The sequence below is a fragment of the Dongshaea marina genome, from assembly GCF_003072645.1.
Taxonomy (GTDB): Bacteria; Pseudomonadota; Gammaproteobacteria; order Enterobacterales; family Aeromonadaceae; genus Dongshaea; species Dongshaea marina.
On record NZ_CP028897.1, the window covers coordinates 538,583 to 555,047 of the forward strand.

16 protein-coding genes and 1 pseudogene are annotated in these 16,465 nt (G+C 52.9%); 5 read left to right on the forward strand and 12 right to left on the reverse strand.

The window, feature by feature from the left end:
* Positions 1 to 25: 25 nt before the first annotated feature.
* The 6 genes from hemW to DB847_RS02810 are packed head-to-tail and all read right to left on the reverse strand — an operon-like array spanning position 26 to position 4,230.
* Positions 26 to 1,183 (reverse strand): radical SAM family heme chaperone HemW, encoded by a 1,158-nt coding sequence (hemW, locus tag DB847_RS02785; RefSeq protein WP_108649343.1) that lies wholly within the window; start codon positions 1,181 to 1,183, stop codon positions 26 to 28.
* A gap of 6 nt (positions 1,184 to 1,189) precedes the next feature.
* The gene (gene rdgB, locus DB847_RS02790; protein WP_108649344.1) at positions 1,190 to 1,798 is read right to left on the reverse strand and encodes an RdgB/HAM1 family non-canonical purine NTP pyrophosphatase; all 609 of its coding nucleotides are present in this window, start codon (positions 1,796 to 1,798) and stop codon (positions 1,190 to 1,192) included.
* Between the two features lie 20 nt (positions 1,799 to 1,818).
* On the reverse strand, positions 1,819 to 2,115 hold the full coding sequence (locus DB847_RS02795; protein ID WP_108649345.1) for a DUF167 family protein: 297 nt from the start codon (positions 2,113 to 2,115) through the stop codon (positions 1,819 to 1,821).
* Positions 2,112 to 2,666, reverse strand: coding sequence for a YggT family protein (locus tag DB847_RS02800; RefSeq protein WP_108649346.1), 555 nt, complete (start codon positions 2,664 to 2,666; stop codon positions 2,112 to 2,114). Before DB847_RS02800 ends, DB847_RS02795 begins: the two co-directional genes overlap by 4 nt.
* A gap of 22 nt (positions 2,667 to 2,688) precedes the next feature.
* Entirely contained in the window at positions 2,689 to 3,513 is an 825-nt protein-coding gene (gene proC, locus DB847_RS02805) for a pyrroline-5-carboxylate reductase (protein ID WP_108649347.1), read from the reverse strand.
* A 3-nt stretch (positions 3,514 to 3,516) separates the two neighbouring features.
* Positions 3,517 to 4,230, reverse strand: a complete 714-nt coding sequence (locus DB847_RS02810) for a YggS family pyridoxal phosphate-dependent enzyme (RefSeq protein WP_108649348.1) — start codon at positions 4,228 to 4,230, stop codon at positions 3,517 to 3,519.
* Between the two features lie 41 nt (positions 4,231 to 4,271).
* Between DB847_RS02810 and DB847_RS02815 the strand changes: the two are divergent.
* Both DB847_RS02815 and DB847_RS02820 read left to right on the forward strand, forming a co-directional pair.
* Positions 4,272 to 5,305, forward strand: a pseudogene (locus DB847_RS02815) (type IV pilus twitching motility protein PilT).
* Between the two features lie 19 nt (positions 5,306 to 5,324).
* A complete protein-coding gene (locus DB847_RS02820; protein ID WP_108652893.1) occupies positions 5,325 to 6,434 on the forward strand; it encodes a PilT/PilU family type 4a pilus ATPase in 1,110 nt (369 codons plus the stop codon).
* Positions 6,435 to 6,512: 78 nt separating this feature from the next.
* Here DB847_RS02820 and DB847_RS02825 read toward each other — a convergent pair whose 3' ends face one another.
* Together DB847_RS02825 and DB847_RS24675 are read right to left on the reverse strand one after the other, a co-directional pair.
* Positions 6,513 to 7,808 carry an oligopeptide:H+ symporter gene (locus DB847_RS02825; RefSeq protein WP_199911692.1) on the reverse strand — a complete coding sequence of 432 codons (1,296 nt, stop codon included), beginning with the start codon at positions 7,806 to 7,808 and terminating at the stop codon, positions 6,513 to 6,515.
* Positions 7,793 to 8,029 carry a hypothetical protein gene (locus DB847_RS24675; protein WP_199911693.1) on the reverse strand — a complete coding sequence of 79 codons (237 nt, stop codon included), beginning with the start codon at positions 8,027 to 8,029 and terminating at the stop codon, positions 7,793 to 7,795. Before DB847_RS24675 ends, DB847_RS02825 begins: the two co-directional genes overlap by 16 nt.
* Before the next feature lie 560 nt (positions 8,030 to 8,589).
* On the opposite strand from DB847_RS24675, the gene yaaA reads away from it, so the two are divergent.
* Positions 8,590 to 9,366: a peroxide stress protein YaaA gene (gene yaaA / locus DB847_RS02830; protein WP_108649350.1), complete on the forward strand. Its 777-nt coding sequence runs from the start codon at positions 8,590 to 8,592 to the stop codon at positions 9,364 to 9,366.
* A gap of 137 nt (positions 9,367 to 9,503) precedes the next feature.
* Here yaaA and DB847_RS02835 read toward each other — a convergent pair whose 3' ends face one another.
* Complete coding sequence (locus DB847_RS02835) at positions 9,504 to 10,310, reverse strand: SDR family NAD(P)-dependent oxidoreductase (protein ID WP_159084350.1); 807 nt, start codon at positions 10,308 to 10,310, stop codon at positions 9,504 to 9,506.
* A gap of 111 nt (positions 10,311 to 10,421) precedes the next feature.
* Here DB847_RS02835 and DB847_RS02840 point away from each other — a divergent pair, with 111 nt between their 5' ends.
* Positions 10,422 to 11,324 carry a LysR family transcriptional regulator gene (locus DB847_RS02840; protein ID WP_159084351.1) on the forward strand — a complete coding sequence of 301 codons (903 nt, stop codon included), beginning with the start codon at positions 10,422 to 10,424 and terminating at the stop codon, positions 11,322 to 11,324.
* Between the two features lie 73 nt (positions 11,325 to 11,397).
* Here DB847_RS02840 and DB847_RS02845 read toward each other — a convergent pair whose 3' ends face one another.
* The gene (locus DB847_RS02845) at positions 11,398 to 12,693 is read right to left on the reverse strand and encodes an MFS transporter (RefSeq protein ID WP_159084352.1); all 1,296 of its coding nucleotides are present in this window, start codon (positions 12,691 to 12,693) and stop codon (positions 11,398 to 11,400) included.
* 339 nt (positions 12,694 to 13,032) lie between these two features.
* Positions 13,033 to 13,494: a transcriptional regulator AsnC gene (gene asnC, locus DB847_RS02850; protein WP_108649354.1), complete on the reverse strand. Its 462-nt coding sequence runs from the start codon at positions 13,492 to 13,494 to the stop codon at positions 13,033 to 13,035.
* Positions 13,495 to 13,648: 154 nt separating this feature from the next.
* Between asnC and asnA the strand changes: the two genes are divergently transcribed.
* A complete protein-coding gene (gene asnA, locus DB847_RS02855) occupies positions 13,649 to 14,641 on the forward strand; it encodes an aspartate--ammonia ligase (RefSeq protein ID WP_108649355.1) in 993 nt (330 codons plus the stop codon).
* Between the two features lie 542 nt (positions 14,642 to 15,183).
* Here asnA and srmB read toward each other — a convergent pair.
* Positions 15,184 to 16,449 (reverse strand): ATP-dependent RNA helicase SrmB, encoded by a 1,266-nt coding sequence (gene srmB, locus DB847_RS02860; protein ID WP_108649356.1) that lies wholly within the window; start codon positions 16,447 to 16,449, stop codon positions 15,184 to 15,186.
* Positions 16,450 to 16,465 lie beyond the last annotated feature (16 nt).

Here is a 16,465-nt window from a genome sequence, read left to right on the forward strand (position 1 = left end):
GTGTGAGGCCTTGCGGATGAGTTGACTACTCTTCGATTAAAAGCCCCAGCAGTCTGTTCAGATAACGCTGACCCCGGGTGGTCAACCGCCAGTGTTCAGCACCCTCCTCGAGCAGGCCCTCCTCGATTGCTTTTGTAAAGGGCTGTTTGACTTTATCCAGTGACTGGCCGGTAAAGGCCAAGTACTCCTGTTTTGGGATCGCCTCGAACAACCGCAGCCGATTCATGAAGTATTCGATCGCCAGCTCTTCGGGCTCTATCTGCCAACTCGAGTCGGTGAAGGAGCGCTGGGGGTCCAGATAGCCCTTGGGGTGCTTGATCTTACTGGTGCGGATCACCCGATTTTGCTCTGGCAGGGTTAGCTTGCCGTGCGCCCCACAGCCGATCCCCAGGTAGTCACCAAAGCGCCAGTAATTGAGGTTGTGGCGACACTGATGACCCTGTTTGGCATAGGCGGAGATCTCATACTGAGTAAAACCATGTTCAGCCAGTAGCTCTTTGCCCTGCTCCTCAATATCACACAGGGCATCCTCATCGGGCAGGGTGGGAGGCTTAAACCAGAACTGGGTCTGGGGCTCGATGGTGAGTTGGTACCAGGACAGATGAGTTGGTGTCAGGGCCAGGGCCTGTCTGAGATCATCGAGTGCCTGCCCGGGAGACTGATCCGGCAGACCATGCATCAGATCCAGGTTGAGCTCATCGAAACACTCCCGCGCCTGGTTGGCGGCGGTGATCGCCTGTCCCGGGGAGTGGATCCTACCCAGTGCCTGTAGTTTTTTCTCATCAAAGCTCTGGATGCCAATCGACAGGCGATTAACTCCGGCCTTACGGTAACCGATAAAGCGTTCAGCCTCTGTGGTTCCCGGGTTAGCCTCCATGGTGATCTCGGTTTTATCGCTGATGGTGAGCTGTTGATTGATCCCATCAAGCAGCCGGGTGATCGCATCGGGAGAGAACAGGCTGGGGGTTCCCCCACCGATGAAGATGGAGTGCAAACCACGCCCTTCGGCCATAGGTAGATCTTGTCGGAGATCGGCGAGCAGTGCATCCACATAGGCTTTCTCGGGCAATGCCTCTTTCTGGGCATGGGAGTTAAAGTCACAGTAGGGGCACTTGCGTACACACCAGGGGATATGCACGTATAGACTCAAAGGAGGTAGAGCCAGGGGTTGGGCTGAACTCATAGGGGGTTAATCCTCAAGGGCCAGGAACTGAGCCAGCTCCTGGGATAGCTTACGTAGCGCTTCGCCTCGGTGGCTAACGGCAAGCTTCTGCTCTTTGGTTAACTCGGCCGCGCTTTGCTTCCCCTGCAGAGGCTTGAAGATAGGATCGTAACCAAAACCATTCTCTCCCTGCATTTGAGTGAGGATCTCGCCTTCCCATGAACCACAACAGATAAGCGGTGTTGGATCATCGGCGTGGCGCATGCAGACCAGCACACAGCGGAAGCGGGCTTTACGCTCCGGCTGTGGAACCCCTTGGAGTGCCGCAAGCATCTTGTCGATATTATCCTGATCGCTGGCTGCTTCACCGGCGTAACGAGAGGAGTAGATCCCGGGCTGCCCCTTGAGCGCATCAACCTCGATTCCTGAGTCATCGGCGATCGCAGGAAGGCCGGTGATCCGAGCCGCATGGCGAGCCTTGATGATGGCATTCTCCACGAAGGTGGTGCCGGTTTCCGGGACCGAGTCCACATCAAACTGGCTCTGGGGCAGAACCTCGACATTGAGGGCCGAGAGGCGCTCGGCAAGCTCGCCGACCTTTTTTGGGTTGCCGGTGGCAAGTACCAAAGTTTGCATAGTTACTCCTTGCTGAGATGTCATTGAGTCAGCCATTGGGCGAGTTCATCGGGGAGCCGGGTTGGATCACTGATAGAGAACTGTTTGTAACGGCTGGATTGTCCACGCAGCAGACTGACTCTTTGTTTGGGGACGCCAAACTGTTTGGCTAAAAAGCGGATCAGGTATTGGTTTGCTTTGCCATCGACCGGTGGGGCGGTAATGGCGAGTTTGAGGGCGTCGCCATGCTCGCCCATCCATTGGTCACGGCTGGCCCGGGGCTGCACATAGATGGATATCTGCAGCCCCTGGCCGATGTGACGAACAGCCTGGGTCACAGATAGCCCCAGCTGAAGATATGGGTCGCAAACAGGATATTCAGCGCCTGCAGGATCAAAAACAGTACCAGCAGCGACAGATCCAGCCCACCAATGGGGGGGATGATGCGGCGGATCGGCCCCAGGAAGGGTTCTGTCAGCTGATAGAGCAGAAATTCGATCGGGTTACGTCCCTGGCTGACCCAGCTCATGATTGCCTGGATGATCAGCAGCCAGCACAGCAGTACCCCGGCTTTTTTGATCATGGTGAGGACCGCCAGCATGCCGATCTGCACCCAGATCACCCCTATCTGTTGCCACTCAAAGTTGAGGCGTAACAGGACGAATATCAGCGAGACGACAAACGCCAAAATGATCGCAGGGGTATCGATGCGGGCGGGGGATGGGATCACCTTGCGCATCGGTGCCAGGATCGGATTGGTGAGCTTGACCACAAACTGGCTGACCGGGTTATAGAAATCGGCCCGGGCCAGCTGCAGCCAGAAGCGCAGAATTACCACATAGAGATAGAGAGTCACAATGCTCTCAATCAGGAATGACAGTGCACTCATTTAGGGTTTCCTCTGGGTAAAGTTAAAACTGTTGTTCCATTTCGCTGGCGCGGGCGATTGCTGCATTCATCGCATTCGCCACGCCCTGTCTGAAGTTGTGCTGTTCAAAGCTGTCGATGGCACAGGCGGTTGCACCTCCCCTGGAGGTCACTTGCGCTCTTAGCTCAGCCAGTGAAACCTCCGGGTTTTGCCTCGCCATTTCGGCGGCGCCCAGGGCGGTCTGCTGGACCATCATTCGGGCCTCTTGTTCGTTGAAACCCAGGCTCCTGGCATGATCGATCATCGCTTCCATCATCAGAAAAAAATAAGCCGGCGCACTGCCAGCGGCTGCGATGACGCCATTTAACTGCTCCTCATCCTGAGTCCACAGGGTTTCGCCCACGCAGTTTAGCAGTGCCTGACAAAACGCGCGATCGGAACCGGCCACTTCGGGGGCTGCGTAAAGGCCTGTGACCCCCATGCCTAGCTGTGAGGGGGTGTTCGGCATGGTTCGGATCACCCGCTGATGGCCCCTGAGCATCTCCTGGAGTCTCTCCAGGCGAATGCCGGCGGCAATCGAGATCACCAGTTGCTCTTCACCGAACTGTGATTGCTGCTGCAGTGTTTCCAGCATTCCGGCCATCAGTTGGGGCTTGACCGCCAGGATCACCACTTGGGCAAAGCTCAGGGCTTCTGCATTGCTTTGACTGGTGTTCACTCCAAAGGTTCGCTTGAGATCCTGAAGTTTTCCATCGGTTGGGTTGCAGGCCAGGATATGAGAGGCCGGGTAGCCGGTTTCAATCAGGCCACTGATGATGCTGCGGCTCATATTTCCGGCGCCGATGAAGGCGATTTTTCTGTGTTGCATAGCTCAGGCCTTGGTTGAATAGTTGCGTGCACCAAAAATAGCGGTTCCAATCCGGACCATGGTGCTACCATGATTAATAGCAAGCTCTAGATCTGAAGACATGCCGATCGAAAGGGTATCTATATCCGGATCTTGTTGCTGGAGCTCAAGATAGGCCTGATGGAGTGCCTCCATCTGTTTGGCAAGCTGCTGCTGGTCCTGAGTATTCTCAGGAATTGCCATCAGACCACGTAGTTTGAGATTGGGGAGCTGGCTGACTTCGGCGGCGAGTTCAGCTAATTGTTCAAGACTAGTTCCTGACTTGCTGGGTTCTCCACTAATATTTACTTGAAGGCAGATGTTGAGTGGAGCAAGTGTCGGGGGGCGTTGTTCCGAGAGTCGGGTCGCGATTTTGTAGCGGTCAACACTCTGAACCCAGTCAAAGTGCTCTGCGACCGGACGAGTTTTGTTGGATTGCAGTGGGCCGATGAAGTACCACTCAATCTTTTGAGTAAACTGAGGATCATCTGCAAGAGCCTGGATCTTTTCGATCCCCTCTTGCACATAGTTTTCGCCAAAGCGGGTTTGACCAGCCTCAATCGCCGCCTTGACGGCTGCCAGAGGCTTGGTTTTGCTGACAGCCAACAACTGGATCTGATGTGTTGGGCGCCCTGCTGTGGTGGCTGCGCTGTCGATACGGGCCTGAACTTGTTGCAGGCACTGTTTGATTTCACACATATACTGATCTTTAAAGGATAAAAGGGAATAAGGGTAACAATATGGATATTACAGAGTTACTGGGCTTTAGTGTAAAACATAACGCGTCAGATCTACATCTATCTGCCGGAGTTCCCCCCTGATTCGTGTCGACGGGGATGTGCGTAAAATCAACCTGCCAGCGATGGACCACCGTGAGGTCCACTCACTTATTTATGACATCATGAACGATCGCCAGCGAAAAGAGCTCGAAGAGAACCTCGAGGTCGACTTCTCGTTTGAGGTGCCGAACCTGGCGCGTTTTCGTGTCAATGCCTTTCACCAAGCGCGCGGGGTTGCGGCAGCATTTCGTACCATCCCCAGTGAAGTTCTGACTCTGGAGGCTTTAGCGGCTCCGGATATCTTCAAAGAGATTTCCGAATTACCCCGTGGACTGGTGCTGGTGACCGGGCCGACCGGCTCGGGTAAGTCCACCACCCTGGCGGCGATGATTGATCATATCAATGAAAATAAATATGACCATATCCTGACCATTGAAGATCCCATCGAATTTGTTCATGAAAATAAGAAGTGTCTTATCAACCAGCGTGAGGTGTTCCGCGATACCCTGAGCTTCAATGCCGCTTTGCGTTCGGCGTTGCGTGAAGACCCCGACATCATCCTGGTAGGTGAGCTTCGTGATCTCGAAACCATTCGTTTGGCCTTGACGGCAGCCGAAACCGGTCACCTGGTTTTCGGCACCTTGCATACCTCCTCGGCGGCTAAGACCATTGACCGTGTAGTGGATGTATTCCCGGCGGCGGAGAAATCCATGGTGCGCTCGATGCTTTCCGAGTCGTTGCGGGCGGTTATCTCCCAGACCCTGCTCAAGCGAATTGGCGGTGGGCGAGTCGCGGCCCATGAGATCATGATCGGGATCCCGGCGGTCCGAAACCTGATTCGTGAAGATAAGATTGCCCAGATGTACTCGGTGATCCAGACCGGAATGAGCCATGGAATGCAGACCATGGATCAGTGTCTCAAGGAGCTGGTGATGCGCAGTATCGTGTCTCAGCAAGATGCGAAATCCAAGGCGGTCGATCCTACCTCAATCTAAGGAGAGAGCTATGCAAGCGTTGTCACTTGACCATCTGCTGGAGACCATGAGCAAGCTCAAGAGCTCAGATCTCTATATTTCAGTCGGGATAGAGCCAAATGCCAAGGTTAACGGACGTCTGCAGCCTCTGTGCGATCATAAGCTTAACTATGATGAGACTCTCTCTTTGGTATGCGAGGCGATGAGCGAAGATCGATATGATGAGTATTGTGCAAAGAAGGAAGCCAACTTTGCCCTGTCTCGTGACAATATCGGACGTTTTCGTGTCAGTGCCTTCTGGCAAAAAGATAATCCGGGCATGGTGCTCCGGCGCATCGAGATGAATATACCAACCTTTGAGGAGCTGGCTCTGCCTAGGATTTTGCAGGATGTCACCATGACGATCCGAGGCCTGGTCCTGTTTGTCGGGGCGACCGGTGCCGGTAAGTCGACCACCCAGGCGGCGATGCTTGGCTATCGAAACCAGCACATGGATGGGCATATCCTGACCATCGAGGACCCGATCGAATTCGTCCACGAGCATAACCGCTCCATCATCACCCAGCGAGAGGTTGGCCTGGATACCGATTCTTTTGATATTGCTCTGAAAAACTCACTGCGCCAGGCCCCCAATGTGATCCTGATCGGTGAGATCCGCTCTCAGGAGACCATGGAGTATGCGCTGGCATTTGCCGAGACAGGACACCTGTGTATGGCGACCCTGCACGCTAACAACGCAAACCAGGCGATGGATCGTATCATGCACCTGGTTGCCGAAGAGAAGCACCGGCAGCTATTGTTTGATCTCTCCTTTAACCTCAAGGCGGTAGTGGCTCAGCAGCTGTTACCAAGAAACGATGGCGAGGGGCGGGTTGCCGCGTTTGAGATCCTGCTCAACACCCCGCTGGTTTCGGATCTACTGCGTAAAGGGGAGATGCACAAGCTCAAGGATGTGATGACTCGCTCCCGGGAGCAGGGGATGCAGACCTTTGATCAGGCGCTGTTTGATCTCTATCAGCATGGGCATATCAACTACAGTGAAGCGCTGGCTCATGCGGACTCACCCAATGATCTCAGATTGATGATCAAGCTCAGCGGAGATAAGGATCTGGACTCGGGGATGCTGGATAATGTAACGGTGGATATTTAATCGTCCTGATGTTTTTGTAGTCTTGGATTAATACTCACTAAGCAGAGGGGAGACCCTCTGCTTTTTTTGATCCAGATCTTAGGCGGGCTCAGCTGTCTGAAGCTCCTTCCCTGATTCGGGCTCGTCATCAATCATCCGGGCCAGCTTAGGCGCAAACAGGGCGCACAGCACGCAGATCACCAAGGTCGCCAGTGCCATATACAGGAAATAATGGCTGTAGTGGCTGAGGGTCTCAAGTGGGGTTGTTACCTCTCCAGCCGTTTCTGAGGTTGCCGAAAATGAGGCGACCCAGGCACCACTGACCGAGGCCAGCGCCAGGGTCATATTCCATGCTCCAAAACTAAAGCCTCGAATGTGGCGTGGGAACAGCTTGGCGATCATCGACTGGCCGAGGGCGCTGATCAGAAGCTCACCGATCGCAAAAAACAGGTGAGGGCCACCAATCCAGAAGGAGCTGAGCATCCCCTGTTCATCGGCAAAGAATCGTGAAACTCCGGCCATCCCAAAGGCGATGGCACAGAAAAACATGCCGAAGGCAAACTTGGCGGGCATGGAAGGATCTTTGCCACGATTGTCCAGGTAGTTGTAGAAGGAGGCTAATACCGGACTTAACACAATGATCCAGAAGGGATTAAAGGCCTGGAAGGATGCAGCCGGAACCGCAATCCCAAAGATCGACGGTTCGATATTGTGCAGCGCAAAGAAGTTCAGCGAGGTTGGCATCTGGTTGTAGAGAATAAAGAACAGATAGGCCTGCACCATCAATATTAATCCAACTAGCATATGGATCCGGGTTTTGACGCTCTCTTTGAGCAGTACCCGGATGATCATCACCAGAATCACCACCGCGGCGATCCCCATCAGGTAGTGGGTAATGGTCAGGTGCTTGAGCAGATAACTGCTGATCGCTACCGCCACCAGGGCGCCCAGGGTGTAACCTGCCATGCGGACGCTGGATATATGCCTGTGGTCGGCTTCGGTTCCGGCCTGGCGGGTTAGCTTACGCATCATCACAAAGCCGATGACGTTGATCGCCATGCCGATCCCGCTCAGGGCGAAGGCGGTGGGAGCACCAAACAGTTTATAGATGATGGGGGCAACCAGTTGTGCCAGGAATGCGCCGATATTGTTGATCATGTAGAGATATGTAAAGGCGCTGTCGAGCCGTGAATCCTTATCTTTATAGACACTGGAGAGGATGATAGGTGGGGCTGTGTTGCCTATGGCCCGACCGATCACCACAAAGCCCAACCCGGCATAGAGATAGATGTAGGAGCCACTCAGTGCGGAGTAGGCGATAAAAAAGTAGCCCAGGCATTGAAAGCTGAACCCAAGAGTAAGGGTGCGTCTGGCTCCCATTAGTTTGTCAGCCATCCAGCCCCGACAAACAGCAGGGCGGCTCCTAGGGCGGCATATCCTCCAAAGATTGCAAAGGACAGCTCTTCATCCATGTGCAAGCTCTTATTGAGGTAGATGGGCAGCAGTGACCAGAGGCCGTAAAAAGACATGGCCCAGAAGAATTGGCAGAAGTAGATGACACCCGTGGTTCCCCGGGTGGATCTGAATCTATCCTGTGGATTCAGCGATTGCTCCATAAATCAGACACTCCAATGTTTGATGTTCACCATGCTCAGGGTGATTCGAAATATGTTTTGGATTAGATATATTTTTATGAATATTGAGCGGATTTTTGAGTGTAATTTGCCCGAATTGAGCGAGCAAACATTTAATACACCAGGTTGTGCATTTGTGATGAGTGTTGGATAAAGGATGCGGGCTTGGCGGTTGGGTGTTGATTTTAGTTACATCCAAACTCGGTTGACGTTTCAGATTTGGTTCTGCAGGTGGCATCCGGGATCTTGATTCGGTTATGCTGGTGGCTAGTAGAGCGTTTCAAGTGGTTTGTCGTTGCCTGAATATCATGTAAGGCCACGCAGTGAATCCGAATCTCCGTCATGGGATTCTTTTCCTGCCCAGCTTCCTGCTTCGTGTGCGTTGCTAAAAAGCAACTTACCCATGTATGCTCGACGCCGGCATCCATGCTGGCAACGGGCTAAATGATATTTCAGGCGCCCGTGAAGCGATCGTTAAGGCAATACAGATCTAATGCTCTGAAATGATGTACTAGTCGCTGGATATAGGAAATCGAACCCTCATGTTAATGCTGTTATCTCCGGCCAAGACGCTGGATTATGAATCCCCGCTGATGACTCAGGAGTACACTCGCCCTGAGCTTCTTGATAAGTCGCAGGAGCTGATCGAGGTGTGCCGTACCCTCTCGGCCCAGGATGTCGCCAAGCTGATGAAGATCAGTGACAAGCTGGCGGCGCTCAATATGGCCCGCTTTGGCCAATGGCATAAAGATTACTCTCTGGGGGAGGGGCGCCAGGCGATTCAGGCTTTCAAGGGAGATGTTTATACCGGGCTGGATGCTCAGAGCCTGACGACCCTGGATCTTGATTTTGCCCAGCGCCATCTGCGGATATTGTCTGGTCTGTATGGCTTGCTCCGTCCCCTGGATATCATGCTGCCCTATCGACTGGAGATGGGATGCAAGCTGGAAAATCCGGCAGGTAAAGATCTCTATCAATTCTGGGGGAGCCAGCTCACCGAAAAGCTCAACGAGGTGTTTGCCGAGCTAGGGGCACCCTTGCTGGTAAATCTTGCATCTAATGAGTACTTTAAGGCGGTCAAGCCAAAACTGCTTGATGGGCGAGTGGTCTCTCCCGTCTTTAAAGATTGCAAAAATGGCCAATATAAGATCATCAGCTTCTACGCCAAGAAGGCCCGGGGATTGATGGCCCGCTATATCATTGAGAATCGAATTACCCGGGTCGAGGAGATCCAGAATTTTGATGTCGCCGGCTATTACTATGCTCCGGAGGAGTCGACAGCGGATCAGCCGGTGTTTAAACGCGAAGAGCTAAGATGAGCGCGTTTTTGTGACTCAAGGCTGGCAGCTTCAAGCGACCAGCCTTGTGGTTTCATGCAGTTGGATTCGGGGTGATATGTTTCCCCCTATCTTAGGGAGTCGTCTTTTGGGACGATCCCCCTGCCTCAACAGGCTGGCTATTTATGGAAGCTGGCAACCTTTTCCATCATTTTTCCGTTCATCGCGATCGCCGCCCTGGTGCTGATGAGATACTTGAGCATGAAGGCCATGATCCGGTTTTTGAGCCCGGGAACTATGACCACCTTGCGTCCCAGTCCCTTAAGGGCTATTTTTGCAACGCTTTGGGGGCTCATGATCGACATGGGTGTTTTCGCAAAGTCGACACCGGTTCCCTCCAGCATGGGGGTCGAGGTTGGACCCGGAGTGAGTACGGAAACATCAATGTTATAGCGCTTTAGTTCCCAGTTCAGTGAGTAACCCAGGTTCTGCACATAGGCCTTGGAGCCGGCGTAGTTTGCAAAATAGGGGCTTGGCATAATGCCCGACAGACTGGTGATCAGCAGGATCCCGCCTTTTTTTCTCTCCTGCATCTTCCTGGCAAAATGATGAGTCAGGGCATACACACTGATGACATTAAGCTGCAGTAGCCTGAGCTCATCCTCCGCCGCTATCTGGGTGAATTTGCCATTATTCTCCAGGGCTGCGGATGGGATAAACAGGCCAATCTCGTAACCTTCAGATTTATCAATGAGCTCCCGGTACGCATCTTTTTGACTCAGATCCACAGAGATGGTGGCCACTTCGATGCTGTGGCGACTTGTCAGTGACTGAGCCTGTTGCTCCAGCTTTTGCTGGTTTCTTGCAGCGAGTAGCAGGTTGATTCCGGCTTTTGCCAGCTCCTCAGCCAACGCCGCTCCTATGCCTGAGGTGCCGCCGGTTACCAAGGCCCATGGACCATACTTTTCGAGAAGTGTGTTTTTCATGATTAATACCCTGTGTCTGAATCTCTGGGTAAAGAATAGCCTATTCATAAATCAATGGAATGGCCTATAATTTGATATTGCTTTTGCATATTTTGCATAACAGAGGGGATGATGAAAGAGATTAACCGGATGAAGGTGTTTGTCGTGGCGGCCAGGGCCGGGAGCTTTTCTCAGGCGGGACGTCAGCTGAATCTTTCCCCCTCTTCGGTCTCCCGGCAGGTCAGTGCCATCGAGGAGGAGCTTGAAGTTCGCTTGCTGCATAGAACCACCCACCACCTGAGCCTGACGGAAGCCGGTACCCTCTATTATCAAAGGGTCACCCGTCTTCTGGATGAGCTAGACGAGATCCACCACTCTTTGATGCAGCATAAAAATCAACCTAAGGGACAGCTTAAGCTCAATGTCAGCGGTGAGTTTGCGAGCCTGTATATCTCGCCTCATATTGGTGAATTCCTGATGCTGTATCCGGATATTCGGGTCGATCTGAACATCAATAATGACAGGGTGAATCTGGTTGAGCAGGATGTGGATCTGGCGATTCGCTATGACAGCATGGAGGATTCATCACTGATTGCCAGGAAACTGCCGGTAGATCACGGGATCCTGGTGGGGGCCAGCCCCGCATACCTGGCCCGCAATGGACAACCCCGGACTCCGGAGGAGCTGCTTGAGTATCACTGTATTCTGGCTAAATCGGTGAACACCGATCTTTGGCTCTTTAGGAAGGGGCAGGAGGTCCGGGAGGTGAGAGTGTCGGGTCGGCTGGCTTCGAACAGCGGGATAGCCATAGTCAACGCAGTGAAGGATGGTGCCGGGATCGCCATGATGCCCCGCTGGATCGCCCAGCCTGAGCTAAGTAGCGGCGAGATTATGCCAGTATTAGGGGACTACACCTGCTTTAACGGCAGCCTCAGGGAGCGCTTTCTGTATGCTCTTTACCCGGATCGCCACTACCTTCCCCTGAAGGTGAAACTGTTTCTGGAGTTTATCGTCCAGAAAATTTCTGAGTCATGAGGTCTTGAATTAGGCTGGTTTTTCTCTTTCTGCTTCGGTTGGTTGGGGCTCGAATAGCGAGCCCCGATTCTTGCTATCTTCCGATTGCCAGGGTTTGCTGCCGGGTCGCGAGAGTTCTCAGAGGTTGTGGAAGAGGGCGCCCTACCAGGGGAATCGCCAGCGCTGAAATTAAACCGATTAACAAGGTACTTAGCATCAGGTAGTTGAGATAGCTTGGATCTATGCTGGTTAATTGGGTGGCGATCATCGGGCTGAAACCACAGATAGCCATGCCGATCCCATAGCTGGTACAGCAGCCGCTGGCTCGAACCTCCCGGGGGAATAGCTCTGAACAAAGAGGGGTGGCAACTCCACCAATCCAGCAGGCCAGAATAGTGTAGATCATCACTCCAGTGCCGACACCTAGTAGTGATCCAGACATTAGCAGCTGGAATGCTGGGTAAAGCAGTGCAAGGTTAGCGAGAACCCCTGCGATCAATAGCTGGCGCCGCCCAAAGTAATCGGAGAGATAACCGAACCAGGGGACCAGGATGCAGGCAGACAGGACTCCAACTGTATTGATCAGCAGGGAGTCGCTCATGCTCAGGTGGCTATATTGCACCACAAAGGTCACCAGGTAGGTGAAGGCCATGTAGAAGGTTGTGCCCATCAGGGCGCTGATCAGAACAACCAGGCTGAAGGCCAGCTTATGTTTTTGCCAGATCAGTTTGTAGCTGTTGCTGGTTTTGGGGGCTGTTGGACGCTTTTTCTCTTCGGCTGCATGCTCTTTGGCCAGGTAGAGATGCAGCACCAGCAGTAATCCACCCACTAAAAAAGGAATACGCCAGATATAACCACTCTCATGAGCCGGGACGAAATTGATCACTAGGTAGCTGATCCCCGCCGCCAGCAAAAAACCGACCATAGAGACGGCGTAAGCCACTCCGCTGTAGTAGCCGGTATTTTTCAATTTTTTATCTTCGGCGGTAATGACCAGTAGGTTTCCCCACTGACCTCCCGCGGATAACCCCTGAACTACCCTGAGCAATACCAGCAGTACAGGGGCAAAAATCCCAATGCTGGCGTAGCCTGGCAGAAAGGCCATCAGTACGCTGGCACCTCCCATCAGGATAATCGACAGGTTCATCGCAAAGTGGCGGCCAATGCGATCACCAAAGTAGCCAAACAGGGCGCCTCCGATGGGGCGGGCGATCATACCCACCGCAAAGGTTGCGAAGGCGAGTAGCAGGTTACTTAATTGGCTCTGGCTGTGAAAAAACACCTGGCCTATGGTTGCAGCAAAATAACCAAACAAACAGAAGTCATACCACTCAAGAGCATTGCCAAAAGATATCTTTAGTAAGCGAATTAGTTTTGAGGGGGCTTTCATCTGTTTTTGATCCTTCATCCTTGTAAGAGCTTCGTATACTAAGTTTTGTTTTATGGCTGAGTCAACTCTGAGACTGCCCAATATAGGTTATTTGAGACGTGAAATCCTGTCGGTGATGCGGGTTAAGAAAGGGGAGTGGAGGAGGGTTCGAGCAACGACTAACGGTCTATGTCTTTGATTTGAATCTGAATTTGTTTGTTGTGCAGTCTTGGCTTCTATTTTTTAGCTATGCCTGGCTTTTCCGGTAAGGAAAATTTTTTCGAATCATTCTTTTTGTGTGCTAATTAAGTGTCAGAAAACCCATTTGCATGGGTACACTAGGTTATCAGGGGTTCAGCCTCAGGGCTGAACCTCACGGTGAATCGGGTTTTGCAAAGAGATCAGGGTCTCGGTGGATTGAACCTCTGGGATGCTCTGGATCTTGTGGATCAGCACCTGCTGTAGATCGTCGATGGAACGGACCATCAGCTTGATAAAGATGCTGTAGGTACCAGTGGTGTAGTAGGCCTCCACCACTTCGCTTAGCTTTTCGAGCTGTGCCAGCGCCGAGGGGTAGTCCCCGGCACTTTTGAGGTTGATCCCGATAAAGCAGCACACATCATAGCCCAGACGCTTGGGGTTGATCTGGACCCGGGTTCCCTCGATAAAACCCGCCTGTTTCATCTTTTCGACCCGGACATGGATGGTTCCCGGGCTTACCTCAAAGCGCTTGGCAAGCTCTGCATAGGGGGTACGGGCATTGTCCATCAGGGCGGTGAGGATCTGTTTATCCAGATTATCGATTCGATAATTATCCGTCATTTTTTTGCTCTACTATTAACGATTAATTATTTACTACCATTATTGATTGATGATTTAAAGGTGTGCTTGCTATTTTTATTGATGGATATTGAATTGAATGTGTTCTTTGTTGAAGAATCGCCAAACAATCAGTTTAAAGATGGCAGGTTCATTCATGAAAAAGCAGTATATCCGCACCCAGCAACAGATAAGTTTTGTAAAAGATTATTTCTCAGCGCAGTTGGCAAACCAGCTTGGTTTAACCCGGGTCGAAGCGCCACTTTTGAGCCAGGTTGGGGATGGGGTGCAGGATAATCTCAGTGGCTGGGAGCAGCCGGTTCAGGTCTGTCTTCGAACCATGCCTGAGCAGAGTTATGAGGTGGTACAGTCTCTGGCAAAGTGGAAGCGTTTGATGTTGGGCCGCTATGGCTTTGAGTGTGGCGAGGGGATCTATGCTCACATGAAAGCACTCAGGCCTGACGAAGAGGCACTGAGTCCGATCCACTCTGTCTATGTCGATCAGTGGGATTGGGAGCAGGTGATCAGCCGGGAATTCCGGGATACAGAGTACCTCAAGGCCTGTGTGCAAAAGATCTGGCAGGCGATCAAGAGCACAGAACGGGCTGTTTGTGGCGAGTATGGGCTGGACAGCCAGCTTGCCGAGAGCATTCATTTTATTCACAGCGAGGAGCTGCTTGAAAGTTACCCGACCCTCAGCCCTAAAGAGCGGGAGCGGGCGATCACTCGTGAATTGGGAGCCGTATTCCTGATAGGGATCGGAGACCGGCTGAAAGATGGCCAGCCCCATGATGTTCGGGCACCGGATTATGATGACTGGAGTAGCCTGTGCTCAGAGGGCAAGCGAGGGCTCAACGGTGATATCTTGGTGTGGAGCCCTCAGCTTGATGATGTGATTGAGCTCTCATCGATGGGGATCCGGGTCGATCCCGAGTCTCTGAAGCGCCAGCTAGAGATAAGTGGTGAGCTACAGCGTCAGGAGCAGCCCTGGCACCAAAAGTTGATGGCCAGCAAGATGCCGCTGACGATCGGCGGTGGAATCGGTCAGTCTCGTCTTACCATGCTACTGCTGCAGAAACAGCATATTGGTGAGGTTCAGGTAGGGGTGTGGCCCGAGCAGTTGCGAGCAATGGTCAGTGGATTACTTTAGTGCCGCTAAGCGTCATGGTCTTTACCGCTTATGCTGATGTTCCTGATTTGCGGCACAGCAGCAAACCCCGTCGGGGGTGCCGATGTATATGGATATGCGAATGCAACGATAACCAGAGATGGTGTTATACCAAGCCAGATGATTAAGTGATCAGTGTGTTGTTCACTCCAACTTGGATAAGCTGTGAGCCATTTAGCCCGTTGGCAGCATGGGCGAAGTTGCTAAGTAACGAAGCGAGAGCGATGGACCGCGAACAGGAAGGGGTTACCAGGAAGGTAGCCGCTGGCATCGAGCATACAGGATGTACTTGCTGCGTGGCGCAAATGGCTCATGGATTATCAGGGCAATCCGATCACTTTTCTTTCGTGATTAGTATAACTTCGCCCATAGCTCAAATACTTCATGGTAGAGGTGGGAGGTTAAGGTATTTGAGCTATGCGGTACTGGTTAATAAGGTGAGGGTAAGGAGGAGTTACTCTTTGCGACTCATGCTTCATAAGGCCCACCGCTAGCCAACAGCTATCGGTGGGGTTTTAGCTCTGTCAGCTGCTGGCTTTCTTTGAAGGTTTCTGAGACTTCTTACGCTGCTTTTTGGCTATTCCCTTGGCTCCTTTACCCTTCTTTGGCATCTTACTCTTCTTGGCCTTTTTCGGGGGGCGCGCCTCTCTATGTTTTGGCGGTAGCTCGGCGATGGTGCGGCGCTTCATCGGGTGCTGCATATAGCGCTCAATTTTACCCAGGATCTCTATGTCATGGGCCTCCACCAGGCTGATCGCGGATCCCTTGGCACCGGCGCGGGCGGTGCGGCCGATCCGGTGCAGGTAGACATCGGCACTCCAGGGGAGATCATAGTTGATCACATGGGTCACATCCGGGATATCCAGACCCCGGGCCGCAACATCGGTAGCCACCAGGATATTGCTGCGCTTTTCACGGAACTTGGTGAGGGATTCATTACGCTTTTTCTGATCCATCTCGCCCCGTAGGTAGGTGCACTCCAGGCCAGCCTGGGTCAGTTGCCCTACCAGCTGATGTAAGCGCTCACGGGTTTTGACAAAGACGATGCTGCGATGCTCAGGATCCAGGCGTAGCAGGTGGGTGAGCAGGGCAAACTTGTGTTCGGCATGATCGGCCAGATGGATCCACTGATGGATTTTTCCCCGCTCCCGCTTGGGTGGTTCAGCATTGAGCTCGGCCGGTTCAGTGAGCAGCTCTTCACAAAATCTCTGCAGCCCTTCTCCCTCCAGGGTAGCGGAGAACAGCATGCTTTGGCGGCGCCAGCGACATTCACCTGCGATGCGGTGAACCTCTTTACTAAAGCCCATATCCAGCATGCGGTCGGCTTCATCCAGGATCAGGATCTCGACGGCGCGGCTGTCGAAACTCTCCTCATCCATGTACTCCATCAATCGCCCCGGGGTTGCGATCAGCAGATCCAGGTTCTTCTCCAGCAGTGGACGCTGCTCAGCATGGTCGACACCACCTGTGATCACCCCGCAGTTGAGTTTGCAGAACTGGCTCAGGGCTTTTGCCTGCTCCTCGATCTGCATCGCCAGCTCGCGGGTTGGGGTCAGAACCAGAACTCGGGGAGGCCCGGGCTGACGACGCGGGAAGTCCAGCATGTGTTGCAATGCAGGCAGGAGGAAGGCCGCGGTTTTTCCGGTACCGGTCGGGGCAGATGCCATGATATCCCGGCCGTCCATCGCCTCGGGCAGAACCATCTTCTGGATGGTGGTGGGGCGTGCAAAGTTGAGCTGCTCCAGTGCCCTTAGCAAGTTCTCGTCGAGATCGAAGTTTTCAAATGACATCTATTTTCCTGTTCTG